Raw genomic sequence first — 18,084 nt, 5'->3', positions numbered from 1 at the left:
GTGGACTAAAGTGACGCGAAGCGGGAGGCGAGGCTCTCCCTGCTGGACTGAAATCCCGGAGACCCCGGCTCGCGCACGGACGGTCTCCCCACGTGCGCGGCGCGTACGTACGGCTCGGCCTCCTCCCGCTCCCGGTCGGCTGACGCTCCTGGCGCCGGCAGGCCTCCCCTTCACGAGCGGGCGGGGACCCGGCGGTGCGTAGGCCCGCGCCGGATCTGAGAGGGCCCCTTGAGCCAGAGTCGACACGTCCCGGTGATGCTCCAGCGGTGCCTGGACCTGTTGGCCCCCGCCCTGCAGCGCCCGGGAGCGGTGGTCGTCGACTGCACTCTCGGCCTCGGCGGCCACAGCGAGGCCCTCCTGACGCAGTTCCCCGAGGCCCGGCTGATCGCCCTGGACCGCGACAAGGAGGCGCTGCGCCTGTCCGGCGAGCGGCTCGCACCCTTCGGCGAGCGAGCCACCCTGGTGCACGCCGTCTACGACGAGCTCCCGGACGTACTGGACCGGCTCGGCACCCCGCGCGTGCAGGGCGTCCTGTTCGACCTCGGCGTCTCCTCCATGCAGCTCGACGAGGCCGACCGCGGCTTCGCCTACGCCCAGGACGCCCCCCTCGACATGCGCATGGACCAGACGACCGGCATGAGCGCCGCCGAGGTCCTCAACACCTACCCGCCGGGCGAACTCGTCCGGATCCTGCGGGCCTACGGCGAGGAGAAGCAGGCCAAGCGGATCGTGGCCGCCATCGTGCGCGAGCGTGCGAAGGAGCCGTTCGGCAACAGCGCGCGGCTCGTCGAGCTGATCCGGGACGCGCTGCCGCAGGCCGCCAAGCGCACCGGAGGCAACCCGGCCAAGCGCACCTTCCAGGCCCTGCGCATCGAGGTCAACGGCGAGCTCTCCGTCCTGGAGCGGGCCATCCCCGCCGCCGTGAAGGCGCTCGACGTGGGCGGACGGATCGCCGTCCTGTCGTACCACTCGCTCGAGGACCGCCTGGTCAAACAGGTGTTCGCGGCCGGCGCCGCCAACACCGCGCCCCCCGGGCTGCCGGTCGTCCCCGAGCAGTACCAGCCCCGGCTCAAGCTGCTCACGCGCGGTGCCGAACTTCCCACCGAGGAAGAGGTCGCCGAGAACCGGCGGGCGGCGCCCGCGCGGCTGCGCGGAGCCCAGCGCATCAGGGAGTCCATCGAATGAGGGGCGTGAACGAGTTGGCGAGTGAGTGGGTTGGGGAACCGGACTCACTGGAGGCCCCGTGAGTAGGAAACCCGAACTGAGGGGGCGGGCCGCTCGTCTCGCACGCCTCTTCCCCGGACCGGGAAGCCGCGCTCAGGCGGCCCGCACCCCCTTCGTCCTCCTCGTCGTGCTCCTCCTCGGCGGTGGCCTGATCGCGCTCCTGGTGCTGAATTCGGCACTCAGCGAAGGCTCGTTCAAGCTCGACGACCTCCAGAAGGACACCAAGAGCCTCACCGACGAGGAACAGGGGCTCCAGCGGGACATCGACTCCTACTCCGCCCCGGAGGCCCTTCAGCAGCGCGCCCGCGAGCTCGGCATGATCCCCGGCGGAGACCCCGTGTTCCTGAGTCCCGACGGCGTCGTCAAGGGCGTCCCCTCGGTCGCCGGCGAGCAGTCCGTCAACCGGGCCGTCGAGCAGTCCGCGGTGCAGATGCCGCTCGTCCTGCTCCCGCCGGAGCCTGCCGCGCCCCCCAGCACGCCCCCCACACCGGCAGCCACCCCCGCCCAGACGACCACGACCCCCGGCAGGTGACGGAAGTGTCCGACAGGGAACCGCCGCGCCGCCGCGTGCCCGGCCCCGCGCGCCCCGACCGCCCGGCCGCCGGCGGGCGCCGCCCGGGCCCCGGCGCCCGCCCCGCCCGCCGCCCGGCACCGGCCCGCCCCGCGGCCCCGGGCGCCCTGCGGCTGGGCAGCCCCCGCCCCCGGCTGCGCATGGTCAGCCTGGCGCTCACCCTGGTGCTGATCGCCTTCGTCGTACGGCTGCTGCAGGTGCAGGCCGTCGACGCGAGCGCGTACGCCGCCAAGGCCGACCAGAACCGCTACGTCGGCCATGTCCTGACCGCCGAGCGCGGCGGCATCCTCGACCGCAGCGGCGTGGCCCTCGCGGCCAGCGTGGACGCCTACGACCTCACGGCCGACCCCACGATGTTCACCCGCGAACAGCTGAAGGTCGACGACGGACCCGAGCAGGCGGCCGCGCTCCTCGCGCCGATCCTCGGCATGGAGCAGGACACTCTCGTCCAGAAGCTCCGCCCCAAGAACAAGAAGCTGCGCTACGTCCTGCTCGCCCGCCGCCAGACCCCGCAGGTCTGGAAGCAGATCAAGGACCTGAAGACCGCGCTCACCGCCAAGGGGGAGAAGGACAAGTCCACGGTCAACGTCCTCGCCGGAATCTTCGCCGACCCCAGCAGCAAGCGCATCTACCCCAACGGAGACCTCGCTGCCGGGATACTGGGCTGGGTCAACGACCAGGGCCAGGGCGGCGGAGGCGTCGAGCAGGAGCTCAACAAGGAGCTGGCCGGCAAGGACGGCAAGATCCGCTACGCCCAGTCCGGCGGCCGCCTGGTGCCCACCGCCGGCTCCACCGAGACCCCTGCGGTGCCCGGCAGCGATGTCGAGCTCACCCTCGACCGCGACATCCAGTGGGCCGCGCAGAACGCGATCAGCGAGCAGGTGAGGAAGTCCGGGGCGGACCGCGGGTACGTGATAGTGCAGGACACCCGGACCGGCGAGATCCTGGCGATGGCCAACGCGCCCGGCTTCGACCCGGGCGACCTCTCCAAGGCGAACCCGAACGCCCTGCACAACTGGGCCGTCGAGGACGCCTACGAGCCCGGCTCCACCGCCAAGATCATGTCGATGGCCGCCGTACTGCAGGAGAACGTCGCCACACCGCTGACGCATGTCGTCGTGCCGAACCGGCTGCACCGCGGCGACCGGCTCTTCAAGGACGACATCGACCACGAGACCTGGAACCTCACGCTCAACGGCGTGCTCGCCAAGTCCAGCAACATCGGCACCATCCTGGCCACCGGCCAGCTGGGCAGGACACAGGCGCAGGCCAACAAGGTCCTCTACTCGTACCTGCGCAAGTTCGGCATCGGCAGCTACACCGGACTCGGCCTCCCCGGCGAGACCAAGGGCATCCTCGCGCCGCCCGAGAAGTGGTCGACGTCGCAGCAGTACACGATTCCTTTCGGCCAGGGCGTGTCCGTCTCCGCACTGCAGGCGGCGTCCGTCTACTCGACCATCGCCAACGGCGGCGTACGCATCCAGCCCACACTCGTGCGCGGCACAAAGGGACCCGACGGGCGCTTCACCCCGACCGCGAAGCCCAAGAAGACAAGGGTCGTCAGCGCGAAGACGGCGAAGACCCTCGCCCAGATGCTGGAGTCGGTCGTCGACGACCGGGAGGGAACCGGCAACAAGGCACGCATCCCCGGCTACCGGGTCGCGGGCAAGACGGGCACGGCCAACCGCGTGGATCCGGCCACCGGCCAGTACCGCGGCTACACCTCGTCGTTCGCCGGATTCGCACCCGCGGACAACCCCCGCATCACCGTCTACTGCGCCATCCAGAACGCCACGAGCGGGAGTTACTTCGGCGGCCAGATCTGCGGACCCATCTACAAGGAGGTGATGGAGTTCGCACTGAAGACCCTCCAGGTCCCGCCCACGGGGGCCCGGGCCGCGAACCTGCCCGTCACCTTCTGATCAGTGCAACCAGCCAGGAACGCTCCGTGACCATGATCACTCCCGATCCCGGGAACCGTCCTTTGCCCGCGCCCTCACTTCGCCCGCAAGCGGGTGCGCCCGGTACGCTCACCGCCGTGCCACACGCTGATCAGTCCCAAACCACCCAGAAGGGCGCATCCGTGACATACCCGGGGCCGCCCAGGCCGGTGCAGGTCTCCGCCACACCCCTCGCGGAACTCGCCGATCAGCTGGGTGCCACCGCGCCGGAGGGTGCCGCAGAGGTCACGGGCATCACCCATGACTCGCGCGCCGTCCGCCCCGGCGACCTGTACGCCGCCCTCCCGGGCGCCCGCCTGCACGGCGCCGACTTCGTCACCCAGGCCGCCGGCCTCGGCGCGGTCGCCGTGCTGACCGACCCGACCGGCGCCGAGCGCGCCGCCGCGACCGGCCTGCCGGTCCTGGTGGCGGACGACCCGCGTGGGCAGATGGGCGAGCTGGCGGCCACGATCTACGGCCACCCCGGCCGCGATCTGCTCCAGATCGGCATCACCGGCACCTCCGGCAAGACCACCACCGCCTATCTCGTCGAGGGCGGTCTGAAGACCAAGAGCAACACCGGTCTCATCGGCACCGTCGAGATGCGCATCGGCGACGAGCGCATCAAGTCCGAGCGCACCACCCCCGAAGCCACCGATCTGCAGGCCCTGTTCGCGGTCATGCGCGAGCGCGGCGTCGAGGCGGTCGCCATGGAGGTCTCCAGCCATGCGCTGGTCCTCGGTCGGGTCGACGCCTGCGTCTTCGACATCGCCGTCTTCACCAACCTCAGCCCGGAACACATGGAGTTCCACTCCGACATGGAGGACTACTTCCGGGCCAAGGCGCAGCTGTTCACCCCGAAACGCAGCAGGCTCGGCGTCGTCAACCTCGACGACGAGTACGGCCGCCGGCTGGCCAAGGAAGCCACCGTTGCGGTCGTCACCTTCTCCGCCGAGGGCCACCCCGACGCCGACTGGCGCGCGGAGGACGTCGAAATCGGCTCCATGGACTCGACGTTCACCGTGGTCGGCCCCCAGGGCGAGCGGATCGCCGCCAAGTCGCCGATCGCCGGACCGTTCAACGTCGCCAACACCCTCGCCGCGATCGTCGCCCTCGCCGCCGCGGGCCTCGACCCGCAGACCGCCGCCGACGGCATCGCCGCCGTGCCGGGCGTGCCGGGCCGCCTGGAGCGGGTGGACGCCGGGCAGCCGTATCTCGCGGTCGTCGACTACGCCCACAAGACCGACGCCGTCGAATCGGTCCTGCGCGCCCTGCGCAAGGTCACCGAGGGCAAGCTGCACGTCGTGCTCGGCTGCGGCGGCGACCGGGACAGGACGAAACGCGCGCCGATGGGTGCCGCCGCGGCCCGCCTCGCCGACACCGCCGTACTGACCTCCGACAACCCCCGCTCCGAGGACCCCCTCGCGATCCTTGCAACCATGCTCGAGGGCGCGGCGTCCGTACCAGCACACGAGCGCGGCGAGGTCCAGGTCTTCGAGGACCGGGCCGCCGCGATCGCCGCAGCCGTCGCCCGAGCACGGCCCGGAGACACCGTGCTGGTCGCGGGCAAGGGCCACGAGCAGGGCCAGGACATCGCCGGGGTGGTCCGTCCCTTCGACGACCGCCAGGTGCTTCGCGAAGCTATCCAGAAGACCCAGGGATGAACTTGTGATCGCCCTCTCTCTCGCCGAGATCGCAGTAGTCGTCGGCGGGCAGACGTACGACATACCGGATCCGTCCGTCCAGGTCACGGCTCCGGTCGTCCGGGACTCCCGCGAGGTGCGGCCCGGCAGCCTCTTCGCCGCCTTCGTCGGCGAACGCGTGGACGGCCACGACTTCGCAGCTCAGGTCGTCGAAGCGGGCGCGGTCGCCGTACTGGCATCGCGCCCCGTCGGCGTGCCCGCGATCGTCGTCGAGGACGTCCAGAGTGCCCTCGGAGCCCTCGCCCGCCATGTCGTACGACGCCTCGGTGCGACCCTCGTGGCCCTCACCGGCTCCGCGGGCAAGACCAGCACCAAGGACCTGATCGCCCAGGTCCTGCAGCGCAAGGCGCCGACGGTGTTCACGCCCGGCTCGCTCAACAACGAGATCGGGCTGCCCCTCACCGCGCTCAGCGCCACCGAGGAGACGAAGTTCCTCGTCCTCGAGATGGGCGCCCGCGGCATCGGCCACATCCGCTACCTCGCCGACCTGACGCCCCCGAAGATCGGCCTCGTCCTCAACGTCGGCACCGCCCACATCGGCGAGTTCGGCGGCCGCGAGCAGATTGCGCAGGCCAAGGGCGAACTGGTGGAGTCCCTTCCGGAGGACGGTGCCGCGATCCTCAACGCGGACGACCCCCTCGTACGGGCCATGGCATCCCGAACGAAGGCGAAGGTGATCCTTTTCGGAGAGTCCGGCGAAGCGGACGTACGCGCCGAGAACGTGCGACTCACGGACACTGGACAGCCTGCCTTCAGGCTCCACACACCCTCCGGTGCAAGCGATGTGACCATGCGCCTGTACGGTGAGCACCACGTGTCGAACGCGCTCGCCGCGGCCGCCGTCGCCCATGAGCTGGGCATGTCCGCGGAAGAGATCGCCACCGCGCTCTCCGAGGCGGGCTCCCTCTCCCGCTGGCGCATGGAGGTCACCGAGCGACCGGACGGCGTGACCATCGTCAACGACGCCTACAACGCGAACCCCGAGTCCATGCGAGCCGCCCTGCGCGCGCTCGCGGCCATGGGCAACGGGCGGCGGACCTGGGCGGTGCTCGGCAAGATGGCCGAGCTCGGGGACGAGGCGCTCGCCGAGCACGACGCGGTCGGACGGCTCGCCGTCCGGCTCAATGTCGGCAAGCTCGTCGCGGTCGGGGGCAGGGAAGCGTCCTGGCTGCAACTGGGCGCATATAACGAGGGTTCGTGGGGTGAGGAGTCGGTGCACGTGTCCGACGCACAGGCGGCGGTCGACCTGTTGCGCAGCGAGTTGCGCCCGGGGGACGTCGTGCTCGTGAAGGCGTCCCGTTCGGTCGGCCTCGAGAGCGTCGCCCAGGCGCTGCTTGAGACCGGTGCCGAGGGTGAGGTTGCCGCCCGATGATGAAGCAGATCCTGTTCTCGGGAGTCATTGGCCTCTTCCTGACGCTGGTCGGCACCCCGCTGCTGATCAAGCTGCTGGCCCGCAAGGGCTACGGCCAGTACATCCGGGACGACGGCCCGCGCGAGCACGCCAGCAAGCGCGGTACGCCGACCATGGGCGGCATCGCCTTCATCCTGGCGACGGTGGCCGCGTACTTCCTTTCCAAGGTGATCACCGGCTACGCCCCCAGCTACTCGGGTCTGCTGGTGCTCGGCCTGATGGTCGGCATGGGTCTGGTCGGCTTCCTCGACGACTACATCAAGATCGTCAAGCGGCGTTCGCTGGGCCTCAGGGCCAAGGCGAAGATGGCCGGCCAGCTGATCGTCGGCATCAGCTTCGCGGTGCTCGCGCTGCAGTTCCAGGACGCCCGCGGCAACACCCCGGCCTCGACGAAGCTGTCGTTCATCACGGACTTCGGCTGGTCGATCGGCCCGGTGCTGTTCGTGGTCTGGGCGCTGTTCATGATCCTCGCGATGTCGAACGGCGTGAACCTGACGGACGGTCTGGACGGTCTGGCGACCGGCGCCTCCGTCCTCGTCTTCGGTGCCTACACCTTCATCGGCGTCTGGCAGTTCCAGGAGTCCTGCGCCAACGACCAGACCCTCACCAACCCGGGCGCCTGCTACGAGGTGCGCGACCCGCTCGACCTCGCGGTCATCGCCTCCGCACTGATGGGCGCCTGCCTGGGCTTCCTGTGGTGGAACACCTCGCCGGCCAAGATCTTCATGGGCGACACCGGTTCGCTCGCCCTCGGCGGTGTCCTCACGGGCCTGGCCATCCTCTCCCGCACGGAGCTGCTGGTGGCCATCATGGGCGGCCTGTTCGTCCTCATCACCATGTCGGTGGTCATCCAGGTCGGCTCCTTCCGCCTCACCGGCAGGCGCGTCTTCCGGATGGCGCCACTCCAGCATCACTTCGAACTCAAGGGCTGGTCCGAAGTCCTTGTCGTGGTCCGCTTCTGGATCATTCAGGGCATCTGCGTGATCGTAGGACTGGGCCTCTTCTACGCGGGATGGGCAGCGGACAAGTGACCGACTGGCAGGGCAAGCACGTCACCGTCGCCGGGCTCGGCGTCTCCGGTATCCCGGCGGCCAGGGTGCTGCACGCGCGCGGGGCGATCGTCACGGTCGTCAACGACGGCGACGACGCACGCGCGCGTGAGCAGGCCGCCGAACTGGAGGCCCTGGGCATCACGGTGCGTCTCGGTGACGGTGCGACCCTGCCGGAGGGCACCGAGCTCGTCGTCACCACGCCCGGCTGGAAGCCGGACAAGCCGCTGTTCGCGGCGGCCCGTGCGGCCGGCCTGGAGATCTGGGGGGACGTGGAGCTCGCCTGGCGGCTCCGGGGCCCCGACGCGGCCCCCTGGCTGGCCGTCACCGGCACCAACGGCAAGACCACCACCGTCCAGATGCTGGCGTCGATCCTGAAGGCCGCCGGGCTGCGCACCGCGGCCGTCGGCAACATCGGCGTCTCGCTCCTCGACGTCGTACTCGGCGAGGAGCAGTACGACGCCCTGGCCGTGGAGTTGTCCAGCTACCAGCTCCACTGGGCGCCCTCCCTGCGCGCCCACTCCGCCGCCGTCCTGAACCTGGCACCCGACCACCTCGACTGGCACGGCTCCATGGAGGCGTACGCCGCCGACAAGGGCCGTATCTACGAGGGCAATCGCGTCGCCTGCGTCTACAACGTCGCCGACAAGGCCACCGAGGACCTGGTGCGCGAGGCCGACGTCGAGGAGGGCTGCCGGGCCGTCGGCTTCACCCTCGGCACGCCCGGACCCTCCCAACTCGGCGTCGTCGACGGCATCCTGGTCGACCGCGCCTTCGTGGAGAACCGGCAGAAGAACGCCCAGGAGCTCGCCGAGGTCTCCGACGTCAACCCGCCGGCCCCGCACAACATCGCCAATGCCCTTGCGGCGGCGGCCCTCGCGCGCGCCTTCGGGGTGCCCGCCGCGGCCGTACGCGACGGCCTCAGGAACTTCACCCCGGACGCGCACCGCATCGCGCATGTGGCCGACGTGGCCGGGGTCGCGTACATCGACGACTCCAAGGCCACCAACACCCATGCGGCGGAGGCCTCGTTGGCGGCGTACGAATCCATCGTGTGGATCGCGGGCGGGCTCGCCAAGGGCGCGACCTTCGACGAACTGGTCGCCAAGTCGGCAAAGCGACTTCGCGGCGTCGTCCTCATCGGCCAGGACCGCGCCCTCATCCGTGAAGCCCTCGCGCGACACGCGCCCGAAGTACCCGTCGTCGACCTCGACCGGACCGACACTGGGGCGATGCTCGCGGCTGTCCAGGAGGCCCAGCGGCTCGCGGCCGCAGGCGACACGGTGCTGCTGGCCCCGGCCTGCGCCTCGATGGACATGTTCGCCAACTACAACAAGCGCGGCGACGCGTTCGCAGCAGCGGTCCGCGAACTCGGCGCCTGACCCGGCCGCCTGCAGCCGGGCGACCTTGGGAGGGACGCGTGGGATCGTCGAGGACGCCGTACAGCGGAGGACCCGATGCCCGGTAGCCGGACCGGACGTCCGCCCGTGCAGGGGGCCGTCAGGCGGCCCGCCGCAGCCAGGCCGGCCCGCGACAACGCCGCACGTCGCTTCTACCTCAACGCCAAGCGCGCCTGGGACCGGCCGCTGACCGCCTACTACCTGATCATGGGCGGGAGTCTGCTGATCACCGTGCTCGGTCTGGTGATGGTCTACTCGGCCTCCCAGATCACGGCGCTGCAGATGTCCCTGCCGGGCTCGTACTTCTTCCGCAAGCAGCTGCTCGCCGCCGTCATCGGCGGTGTCCTGCTGCTGATCGCCGCGGTGATGCCGGTGAAGCTGCACCGGGCGCTGGCCTATCCGATCCTCGCGGGCGCGGTCTTCCTGATGGCGCTGGTGCAGGTGCCGGGGATAGGGATGTCGGTCAACGGCAACCAGAACTGGATCTCGCTCGGCGGTTCCTTCCAGATCCAGCCCAGCGAGTTCGGCAAGCTGGCGCTGGTGCTGTGGGGCGCGGACCTGCTGGCCCGCAAGCAGGACAAGAAGCTGCTCAACCAGTGGAAGCACATGCTGGTGCCGCTCGTTCCGGTCGCCTTCATGCTGCTCGGGCTGATCATGCTCGGCGGCGACATGGGTACGGCGATCATCCTGACGGCGATCCTTTTCGGCCTGCTGTGGCTGGCCGGGGCGCCAACCCGCCTGTTCGTCGGTGTGCTGTCGGTCGCGGCCGCCATCGGTGTGATCCTCATCAAGACCAGCCCGAACCGCATGGCCCGGCTCGCCTGCATCGGCGCCACCGAGCCGAAGTCCGGGGTCGCCGACTGCTGGCAGGCCGTGCACGGCATCTACGCGCTCGCATCAGGCGGAATCTTCGGATCCGGGCTCGGTGCGAGTGTGGAAAAATGGGGCCAACTCCCGGAAGCGCACACGGACTTCATCTTCGCCGTCACCGGTGAGGAACTGGGCCTGGCGGGGACGCTGTCGGTGCTCGCCCTCTTCGCGGCTCTAGGCTATGCGGGTATCCGCGTGGCCGGACGTACGGAGGACCCCTTCGTCAGGTATGCCGCGGGAGGCGTGACCACCTGGATCACGGCCCAGGCCGTGATCAACATCGGTGCGGTGCTAGGCCTGCTGCCGATCGCCGGAGTCCCCCTCCCGCTGTTCTCCTACGGAGGATCCGCCCTGCTGCCGACCATGTTCGCCATCGGGCTGCTGATCGCGTTCGCGCGTGACGAGCCTGCTGCGCGGGCGGCGCTTTCCATGCGGCAATCCCGCTTTGGTAGAAAGCGGGCGGGAGGCGCCGTGCGGGACCGGGGGCCTCGGAGATGGAACACGATGCGACGGCGTGCCTCGGCGGCGCGCTCGTCCGGAGAGCGGTGAATTTCGGTGCATGTCGTACTCGCCGGTGGGGGGACCGCCGGCCACATCGAGCCCGCGCTCGCCCTCGCGGATGCCCTGCGCAGGCAGGACCCCACCGTGGGGATCACGGCCCTGGGCACGGAGCGAGGCCTTGAGACCACGCTCGTTCCGCAGCGGGGCTACGAGCTCGCGCTGATCCCGGCGGTACCGCTGCCACGTAAGCCGACCCCCGAACTGATCACCGTCCCGGGCCGGCTGCGCGGCACGATCAAGGCGACCGAGCAGATCCTGGAGCGCACCAAGGCGGACGCGGTCGTCGGCTTCGGCGGCTACGTCGCGCTGCCCGGCTACCTCGCCGCCAAGCGCCTGGGCGTGCCGATCGTCATCCACGAGGCCAACGCCCGCCCCGGCCTCGCCAACAAGATCGGCTCGCGCTACGCCGCCAGGGTCGCCGTCTCCACCCCGGACAGCAAGCTGCGCGACGCCCGCTACATCGGCATCCCGCTGCGCCGCACCATCGCCACCCTCGACCGGGCTGCCACCCGCCCCGAGGCCCGCGCGGCGTTCGGCCTCGACCCCAACCTGCCCACGCTGCTGGTCTCGGGCGGCTCGCAGGGCGCCCGCCGCCTCAACGAGGTCGTCCAGCAGGTCGCACCCTGGCTGCAGCAGGCCGGCATCCAGATCCTGCACGCGGTCGGCCCGAAGAACGAACTGCCGCATGTACAGCAGATGCCGGGAATGCCCCCCTATATCCCGGTAAGTTACTTGGACCGGATGGACCTCGCGTACGCCGCGGCCGACATGATGCTCTGCCGTGCGGGCGCGATGACCGTCGCCGAACTCTCCGCCGTCGGACTGCCGGCCGCCTACGTCCCGCTGCCCATCGGCAACGGCGAACAGCGGCTGAACGCCCAGCCGGTGGTCAAGGCCGGCGGCGGACTGCTGGTCGACGACGCGGAACTGACGCCCGACTGGGTACGGGGCAACGTCCTGCCCGTGCTCGCCGACCCGCACCGGCTGTACGAGATGTCCCGCGCCGCCGCCGAGTTCGGCCGCCGGGACGCCGACGACCTGCTCGTCGGCATGGTGTACGAGGCGATCGCCGCCAAGCGTGCACACCGATAGGACTGTATTTCCCATGTAGGTGAAGGGCAGGAAGCGTGGCCGGACCGACCACCGCCGAGCGCGGTGAACGCCAGCAGGAGTCGTCCGGCCCGCCTCCGGCACGGCGGTTGAGGCTGCGCCGCCTTCGTACGATCATCATCCTTGCCGTCCTGCTCGTCCTTCTCGGAGCGGGCACGGTCTGGCTGTTGTACGGCTCGCAATGGGTGCGCGTGGAGCGCGTATCGATCTCCGGTACCCGGGTGCTGACCCCCGCGCAGGTGCGCGAGGCCGCCCAAGTCCCGGTCGGGGCGCCGATGATTTCCGTCGACACCCATGTGATTGAGACGAGACTGCGCCGGAAACTGCCCCGAATTGACACGGTTGACGTAGTCCGTTCCTGGCCCCATGGAATCGGGCTGAAAGTGAGTGAGCGCACTCCGGTTCTGATTGTGCAAAAGGGTGGAAAGTTCGTCGAAGTGGACCGCAAGGGTGTCCGTTTCGCCACGGTTTCCCAAGCCCCGAAAGGCATTCCCGCGCTGGAATTGACCACCTCCTCCTCGGAGTCGTCCGCCGCGAGCCTGCGGCGCTTCGGCGAGGACCGGTTGGTGGCGCAGGCGGCGCTCGTCGCCCGTGCCATTCCGGCCGCCGTCGCGCGCGACACCGAGACCGTCAAGGTCCGTTCGTACGACGACATCTCGCTGGAGTTGGGCGACGGCCGGAACGTCCTCTGGGGGAGCAGTGAGAAGGGCGCCGCGAAGGCCCGTACGCTCACCGCACTCATGAAAGCGGCGCCGGATGCGCGGCACTTCGACGTCTCGGTTCCCACCGCCCCTGCGTCATCGGGGAGTTGACGCACATCCGCGCAGGCCAGCACCCTGGTTGGGCAGCGCTATGGCTGATCACATAGGGTGAAAAGAAAAACGGGAGGTTCGGCGTGTTCGTTGAACGTGCGCCACTTGTCGACTTAGTGTCCTGTTCGGAAGACTCCAGCGAACAGTCACACTGGTAACCCTAAACTTCAACGTTAGGGTTCGGGTCGGCGTAACGGACCGTCCCATTCGGCATCAGTCGCCGGATCGCATCCTCTGCGAAGCGGCGACACGTAACTCGAGGCGAGAGGCCTTCGACGTGGCAGCACCGCAGAACTACCTCGCAGTCATCAAAGTCATCGGTGTCGGCGGCGGTGGTGTCAATGCCATCAACCGGATGATCGAGGTCGGTCTCAAGGGCGTCGAGTTCATCGCCATCAACACCGACGCGCAGGCGCTGTTGATGAGCGACGCCGACGTCAAGCTCGACGTCGGCCGCGAACTCACCCGCGGACTCGGCGCCGGAGCCAACCCGGCCGTCGGCCGTAAGGCCGCCGAGGATCACCGCGAGGAGATCGAAGAGGTCCTCAAGGGGGCCGACATGGTCTTCGTGACGGCCGGTGAAGGCGGCGGCACCGGCACCGGCGGCGCGCCCGTCGTGGCCAACATCGCCCGCTCCCTGGGCGCCCTCACCATCGGCGTGGTCACGCGCCCGTTCACCTTCGAGGGACGGCGCCGCGCCAACCAGGCCGAGGACGGCATCGCCGAACTCCGCGAAGAGGTCGACACCCTCATCGTCATTCCGAACGACCGGCTGCTGTCCATCTCGGACCGCCAGGTCTCGGTCCTGGACGCGTTCAAGTCGGCCGACCAGGTCCTGCTCTCCGGTGTCCAGGGCATCACCGACCTCATCACCACCCCGGGTCTGATCAACCTCGACTTCGCCGACGTCAAGTCCGTGATGTCCGAGGCCGGTTCGGCCCTCATGGGCATCGGCTCGGCCCGCGGCGACGACCGCGCGGTGGCCGCGGCCGAGATGGCGATCTCCTCGCCGCTGCTCGAGGCGTCCATCGACGGCGCCCGGGGCGTGCTGCTCTCGATCTCCGGCGGCTCCGACCTCGGCCTGTTCGAGATCAACGAGGCGGCCCAGCTGGTCAGCGAGGCCGCCCACCCCGAGGCCAACATCATCTTCGGCGCGGTCATCGACGACGCCCTCGGCGACGAGGTCCGGGTCACCGTGATCGCGGCCGGTTTCGACGGGGGCCAGCCTCCCGCCCGCCGGGAGACCGTCATGGGCTCGTCCTCGTCCTCGGCCCGCCGTGACGAGCCCACTCCGGTACGGCAGCCCGAGAGCCGCCCGTCCTTCGGCTCGCTCGGCAGCGTCACGCCGAAGGAGGACCCGGAGCCCGCACCGGAGCCGGCGAACGACATTTCCGCCACCCCGCCGGTCCCGCCGTCGCGGTCCTACACGGACAGCGCGGCCGAGGAACTGGACGTGCCGGACTTCCTGAAGTGATAGGACGGCGCTCCGGAACGAGCACAGTGAACGGCGCGCACTTCGCCTTCACCGACCGGTGGGGCGGGGTGAGCGCCGTTCCGTACGAGGAGCTCAACCTCGGCGGAGCCGTCGGCGACGACCCCGACGCCGTACGGACCAACCGTGAGCTGGCGGCCAAGTCCCTTGGCCTGGAACCGGCTCGGGTGGTCTGGATGAACCAGGTGCACGGGGCGGACGTGGCGGTGGTCGACGGGCCGTGGGGTGATCGTCCGGTGCCCGAGGTCGACGCAATCGTCACGGTGCAGCGGGGTCTCGCCCTCGCCGTCCTCACCGCCGACTGCACGCCCGTTCTGCTCGCCGACCCCGTCGCCGGGATCGTCGCCGCGGCCCACGCGGGGCGGCCCGGCATGGTCGCCGGGGTCGTCCCCGCCGCCGTACGGGCCATGACGGAACTCGGCGCCGAGCCGGGCCGGATCGTCGCCCGTACCGGACCCGCCGTCTGCGGCCGGTGCTACGAAGTGCCGGACGAGATGCGCGCCGACGTGGCCGCCGTCGAGCCGGCGGCGTACGCCGAGACGAGTTGGGGCACTCCTGCGGTCGACGTGACCGCCGGAGTGCACGCGCAGCTCGAGCGGCTCGGGGTGCGCGACTGGGAGCAGTCGCCGGTGTGCACGATCGAGTCGGGAGACCACTTCTCGTACCGCCGCGATCGAACCACGGGGCGACTCGCGGGATATGTGTGGCTGGACTGAGGGACATGAGGGACCGTAAGGACGAACTCGCCGAAAACCTGGCGAAGGTGGAGCGTCGTATCGCTGCCGCCTGTACGGACGCCGGGCGCAAGCGCGAGGAGGTGACCCTGATCGTGGTCACCAAGACGTATCCGGCCGGCGATGTGCGGATTCTGTCGGAACTCGGTGTGCGACACGTGGCCGAGAACCGCGACCAGGACGCGGCACCCAAGGCCGCGGCCTGCTCGGATCTGCCCCTGACTTGGCATTTTGTGGGTCAATTGCAGACCAACAAGGTGCGTTCCGTGGTCGGTTATGCCGGCCTGGTGCAGTCCGTGGACCGTGCTCGGCTCGTCACGGCGCTCTCGAAGGAGGCGGTGCGACAGGAGCGCGAGCTCGGGTGTCTGGTCCAGGTCGCGCTCGATGCCGACGAGAGCGGACGCGGGGAGCGCGGGGGCGTCGGGCCCGGCGGAATCGAAGAGTTGGGCGAGCTGGTCGCGCGGGCGCCGGGTCTGCGGCTGGACGGTCTGATGACCGTCGCGCCGCTCACCGGCCCCTACGCAGGGCGCGAACGGGCGGCGTTCGAGCGGTTGATGGATTTGTCGACGGACCTGCGCCGAGCCCATCCGGCTGCGAACATGGTCTCGGCAGGAATGAGTGCGGACCTCGAACAGGCCGTGGCCGCCGGGGCGACACATGTACGCGTCGGTACCGCGGTACTCGGAGTCCGCCCCAGGCTCGGGTAACGTCGCCAGGAAGTCGGACCACAGCAGAAAATATGGTCAGTGCCACCGAAGGTGGGCGCAACGACCTCGTGGATCGCGGGCACTTGGCAGTCGTCAGCCGATCCACCACAGAGCGGAGGACTCAGAGCATGGCCGGCGCGATGCGCAAGATGGCGGTCTACCTCGGCCTCGTGGAGGACGATGGGTACGACGGCCGGGGATTCGACCCCGATGACGACTTCGAGCCCGAACTGGACCCCGAACCCGAACGGGACCACCGGAGGCACGAGCCGTCCCACCAGTCCCACGTAGCACATCAGTCCCAAAGGGACGAAGAGGTGCGAATCGTGCAACCGCCCGCGTCACGCGAACCGGTGGCCCGTTCCACTTCGCTACCCGCGGAATCCGGCCGTCCGGCGCGTATCGCGCCCGTGGCGTCCATCACACAAGAACGCGCAAGCCTGGAGAAGAACGCACCGGTGATCATGCCCAAGGTCGTGTCGGAACGAGAGCCTTACCGGATCACCACACTCCACCCGCGGACCTACAACGAGGCCCGTACCATCGGGGAACACTTCCGTGAGGGCACCCCGGTGATCATGAATCTGACTGAGATGGATGACACAGACGCGAAGCGACTTGTCGACTTTGCGGCCGGTTTGGTGTTTGGTCTTCACGGCAGCATCGAGCGGGTGACGCAGAAGGTGTTCCTGTTGTCGCCTGCTAACGTCGATGTCACGGCGGAGGACAAGGCCCGCATCGCAGAGGGCGGGTTCTTCAACCAGAGCTGAGACGCACGACCGGAAACAGCAGTACAAGTAGTACCCAGCAGCACGGAAACAGGGGAGAGGGAAGCACCAGCAATGAGCGTGGTCCTGGATGTCATCTACATCGCGCTGATGTGCTTCCTCATCGTGCTCATCTTCCGGTTGGTCATGGACTACGTCTTCCAGTTCGCCCGCTCATGGCAACCCGGCAAGGCGATGGTGGTCGTTCTGGAGGCCACCTACACTGTCACCGACCCACCGCTCAAGCTTCTGCGGCGGTTCATCCCGCCGCTGCGCCTCGGGGGCGTGGCGCTCGACCTGTCCTTCTTCGTACTGATGATCATCGTCTACATCCTGATCTCGATCGTGAGCCGGCTGTGATGAGCGATGTGACCTACCGTCTTGCCGAATGCCGACGACTACGTTGAGGTGAAGAGATGCCGTTGACCCCCGAGGACGTGCGGAACAAGCAGTTCACGACCGTCCGCCTCCGAGAAGGCTATGACGAGGACGAGGTCGATGCCTTCCTCGATGAGGTCGAAGCCGAACTGACCCGCCTGCTCCGCGAGAACGAGGACCTGCGGGCCAAACTGGCCGCGGCCACGCGCGCTGCTGCCCAGAACCAGCAGAACATGCGCAAGCCCCCGGAGGGTCCCGGCGGCCCCGGTCCGCAGGACCAGCAGCAGGGCATGCCTCCGCAGGGGATGCGCGGTCCGGGTGCTCCCGTACCCGCCGGCATATCGGGCCCGCCGCAGCAGCAGATGGGTGGCCCCATGGGTGGTCCGCCCCAGCTGCCGAGCGGTGCCCCGCAGCTGCCCGCCGGTCCCGGCGGCGGTCAGGGTGGTCCCCAGGGTCCCGGTCCGATGGGCCAGGGTCCGATGGGTCCCGGCCCCATGGGTCAGGGCCCGATGGGCGGCCAGCCTCCCATGCAGCAGCAGATGGGTGGTCCGATGGGCGGCCCCATGGGCGGTCCGATGGGCGGCCCCGGTCAGGGCCCTGGTGGCGACAGCGCCGCCCGTGTCCTCTCGCTGGCCCAGCAGACCGCCGACCAGGCGATCGCCGAGGCCCGCTCCGAAGCCAACAAGATCGTCGGCGAGGCCCGCAGCCGCGCCGAGGGTCTCGAGCGTGACGCCCGCGCCAAGGCCGACGCGCTGGAGCGGGACGCGCAGGAGAAGCACCGCGTCGCGATGGGCTCCCTGGAGTCCGCCCGCGCCACGCTGGAGCGCAAGGTCGAGGACCTGCGCGGCTTCGAGCGCGAGTACCGCACGCGCCTGAAGTCGTACCTCGAGTCCCAGCTGCGTCAGCTGGAGACCCAGGCCGACGACTCGCTGGCCCCGCCGCGTACCCCGGCGGCCGCGTCGCTTCCGCCGTCCCCGGCGCCCTCCATGGCACCGGCCGGCGCGAGCGCCCCGTCGTACGGCGGCAACCCGACCATGGGTGGCGCCCCGGCTCCCGCTGCTCCGTCCTACGGCGGTCAGCAGCAGATGTCCCCGGCGATGACCCAGCCGATGGCACCGGTGCGGCCGCAGGGCCCGTCGCCGATGGGTCAGGCTCCCTCGCCGATGCGCGGGTTCCTCATCGACGAGGACGACAACTGACGGACAGTAGTACGTCTTAGGCGTCGGCAGCGTTCAGGGCGGGCCCCGGATCTCGATCCGGGGCCCGCCCTTTTTACGCGTGTTGACGGCCATGGGCGGGCGGCCGTCCATGTCAGCAGCACCCGCCGAAGCCAAGGGCCCGGCCTCCCTCGCGGG

General features: G+C 69.8%; 16 protein-coding genes. All 16 read left to right on the top strand.

Features of this window, described 5'->3' with window-relative positions; translation table 11 throughout:
- Window positions 1–228 precede the first annotated feature (228 nt).
- The gene (rsmH, locus tag ACFY10_RS02125) at window positions 229–1,185 is read left to right on the top strand and encodes a 16S rRNA (cytosine(1402)-N(4))-methyltransferase RsmH (RefSeq protein ID WP_390663099.1); all 957 of its coding nucleotides are present in this window, start codon (window positions 229–231) and stop codon (window positions 1,183–1,185) included.
- Window positions 1,186–1,243: 58 nt separating this feature from the next.
- Window positions 1,244–1,756: a septum formation initiator family protein gene (locus tag ACFY10_RS02120; protein ID WP_390663098.1), complete on the top strand. Its 513-nt coding sequence runs from the start codon at window positions 1,244–1,246 to the stop codon at window positions 1,754–1,756.
- A gap of 5 nt (window positions 1,757–1,761) precedes the next feature.
- Window positions 1,762–3,717, top strand: a complete 1,956-nt coding sequence (locus tag ACFY10_RS02115) for a peptidoglycan D,D-transpeptidase FtsI family protein (RefSeq protein WP_390663097.1) — start codon at window positions 1,762–1,764, stop codon at window positions 3,715–3,717.
- Between the two features lie 161 nt (window positions 3,718–3,878).
- Window positions 3,879–5,399 carry a UDP-N-acetylmuramoyl-L-alanyl-D-glutamate--2,6-diaminopimelate ligase gene (locus tag ACFY10_RS02110; protein WP_390663096.1) on the top strand — a complete coding sequence of 507 codons (1,521 nt, stop codon included), beginning with the start codon at window positions 3,879–3,881 and terminating at the stop codon, window positions 5,397–5,399.
- A 4-nt stretch (window positions 5,400–5,403) separates the two neighbouring features.
- On the top strand, window positions 5,404–6,810 hold the full coding sequence (gene murF / locus ACFY10_RS02105; protein WP_390663095.1) for a UDP-N-acetylmuramoyl-tripeptide--D-alanyl-D-alanine ligase: 1,407 nt from the start codon (window positions 5,404–5,406) through the stop codon (window positions 6,808–6,810).
- Entirely contained in the window at window positions 6,810–7,880 is a 1,071-nt protein-coding gene (gene mraY / locus ACFY10_RS02100) for a phospho-N-acetylmuramoyl-pentapeptide-transferase (protein WP_390664112.1), read from the top strand. Before murF ends, mraY begins: the two co-directional genes overlap by 1 nt.
- Entirely contained in the window at window positions 7,862–9,280 is a 1,419-nt protein-coding gene (gene murD / locus ACFY10_RS02095; protein ID WP_390663094.1) for a UDP-N-acetylmuramoyl-L-alanine--D-glutamate ligase, read from the top strand. The genes mraY and murD overlap by 19 nt, the downstream gene beginning before the upstream one ends.
- Window positions 9,281–9,355: 75 nt before the next feature.
- Complete coding sequence (gene ftsW / locus ACFY10_RS02090; RefSeq protein WP_390663093.1) at window positions 9,356–10,717, top strand: putative lipid II flippase FtsW; 1,362 nt, start codon at window positions 9,356–9,358, stop codon at window positions 10,715–10,717.
- 6 nt (window positions 10,718–10,723) lie between these two features.
- Window positions 10,724–11,821, top strand: a complete 1,098-nt coding sequence (gene murG / locus ACFY10_RS02085; RefSeq protein ID WP_390663092.1) for an undecaprenyldiphospho-muramoylpentapeptide beta-N-acetylglucosaminyltransferase — start codon at window positions 10,724–10,726, stop codon at window positions 11,819–11,821.
- Between the two features lie 35 nt (window positions 11,822–11,856).
- A complete protein-coding gene (locus tag ACFY10_RS02080) occupies window positions 11,857–12,651 on the top strand; it encodes a cell division protein FtsQ/DivIB (RefSeq protein WP_390663091.1) in 795 nt (264 codons plus the stop codon).
- Window positions 12,652–12,928: 277 nt separating this feature from the next.
- Window positions 12,929–14,125 carry a cell division protein FtsZ gene (gene ftsZ, locus ACFY10_RS02075; protein ID WP_390663090.1) on the top strand — a complete coding sequence of 399 codons (1,197 nt, stop codon included), beginning with the start codon at window positions 12,929–12,931 and terminating at the stop codon, window positions 14,123–14,125.
- A gap of 26 nt (window positions 14,126–14,151) precedes the next feature.
- Entirely contained in the window at window positions 14,152–14,859 is a 708-nt protein-coding gene (pgeF, locus tag ACFY10_RS02070; RefSeq protein WP_390663089.1) for a peptidoglycan editing factor PgeF, read from the top strand.
- A 5-nt stretch (window positions 14,860–14,864) separates the two neighbouring features.
- Window positions 14,865–15,584 carry a YggS family pyridoxal phosphate-dependent enzyme gene (locus ACFY10_RS02065; RefSeq protein ID WP_390663088.1) on the top strand — a complete coding sequence of 240 codons (720 nt, stop codon included), beginning with the start codon at window positions 14,865–14,867 and terminating at the stop codon, window positions 15,582–15,584.
- Between the two features lie 128 nt (window positions 15,585–15,712).
- Window positions 15,713–16,354, top strand: coding sequence for a cell division protein SepF (locus ACFY10_RS02060; protein WP_390663087.1), 642 nt, complete (start codon window positions 15,713–15,715; stop codon window positions 16,352–16,354).
- Window positions 16,355–16,426: 72 nt separating this feature from the next.
- The gene (locus tag ACFY10_RS02055; protein ID WP_016435858.1) at window positions 16,427–16,711 is read left to right on the top strand and encodes a YggT family protein; all 285 of its coding nucleotides are present in this window, start codon (window positions 16,427–16,429) and stop codon (window positions 16,709–16,711) included.
- Window positions 16,712–16,767: 56 nt separating this feature from the next.
- Window positions 16,768–17,928, top strand: a complete 1,161-nt coding sequence (locus ACFY10_RS02050) for a DivIVA domain-containing protein (RefSeq protein ID WP_390663086.1) — start codon at window positions 16,768–16,770, stop codon at window positions 17,926–17,928.
- The last annotated feature ends 156 nt before the right edge of the window (window positions 17,929–18,084 follow it).

The organism is Streptomyces sp. NPDC001401 (assembly GCF_042895385.1).
Classification (GTDB): Bacteria; Actinomycetota; Actinomycetes; order Streptomycetales; family Streptomycetaceae; genus Streptomyces.
This window is presented reverse-complemented; position numbering and strand designations above follow the sequence as displayed.

Coding starts and splice junctions, on each gene's coding strand:
- mraY (WP_390664112.1), top strand. CDS start 6,810: ATGAAGCAGATCCTGTTCTCGGGAGTCATTGGCCTCTTCCTGACGCTG.
- murD (WP_390663094.1), top strand. CDS start 7,862: ATGGGCAGCGGACAAGTGACCGACTGGCAGGGCAAGCACGTCACCGTC.
- ftsW (WP_390663093.1), top strand. CDS start 9,356: ATGCCCGGTAGCCGGACCGGACGTCCGCCCGTGCAGGGGGCCGTCAGG.
- ACFY10_RS02065 (WP_390663088.1), top strand. CDS start 14,865: ATGAGGGACCGTAAGGACGAACTCGCCGAAAACCTGGCGAAGGTGGAG.
- ACFY10_RS02060 (WP_390663087.1), top strand. CDS start 15,713: ATGGCCGGCGCGATGCGCAAGATGGCGGTCTACCTCGGCCTCGTGGAG.
- ACFY10_RS02055 (WP_016435858.1), top strand. CDS start 16,427: ATGAGCGTGGTCCTGGATGTCATCTACATCGCGCTGATGTGCTTCCTC.
- ACFY10_RS02050 (WP_390663086.1), top strand. CDS start 16,768: ATGCCGTTGACCCCCGAGGACGTGCGGAACAAGCAGTTCACGACCGTC.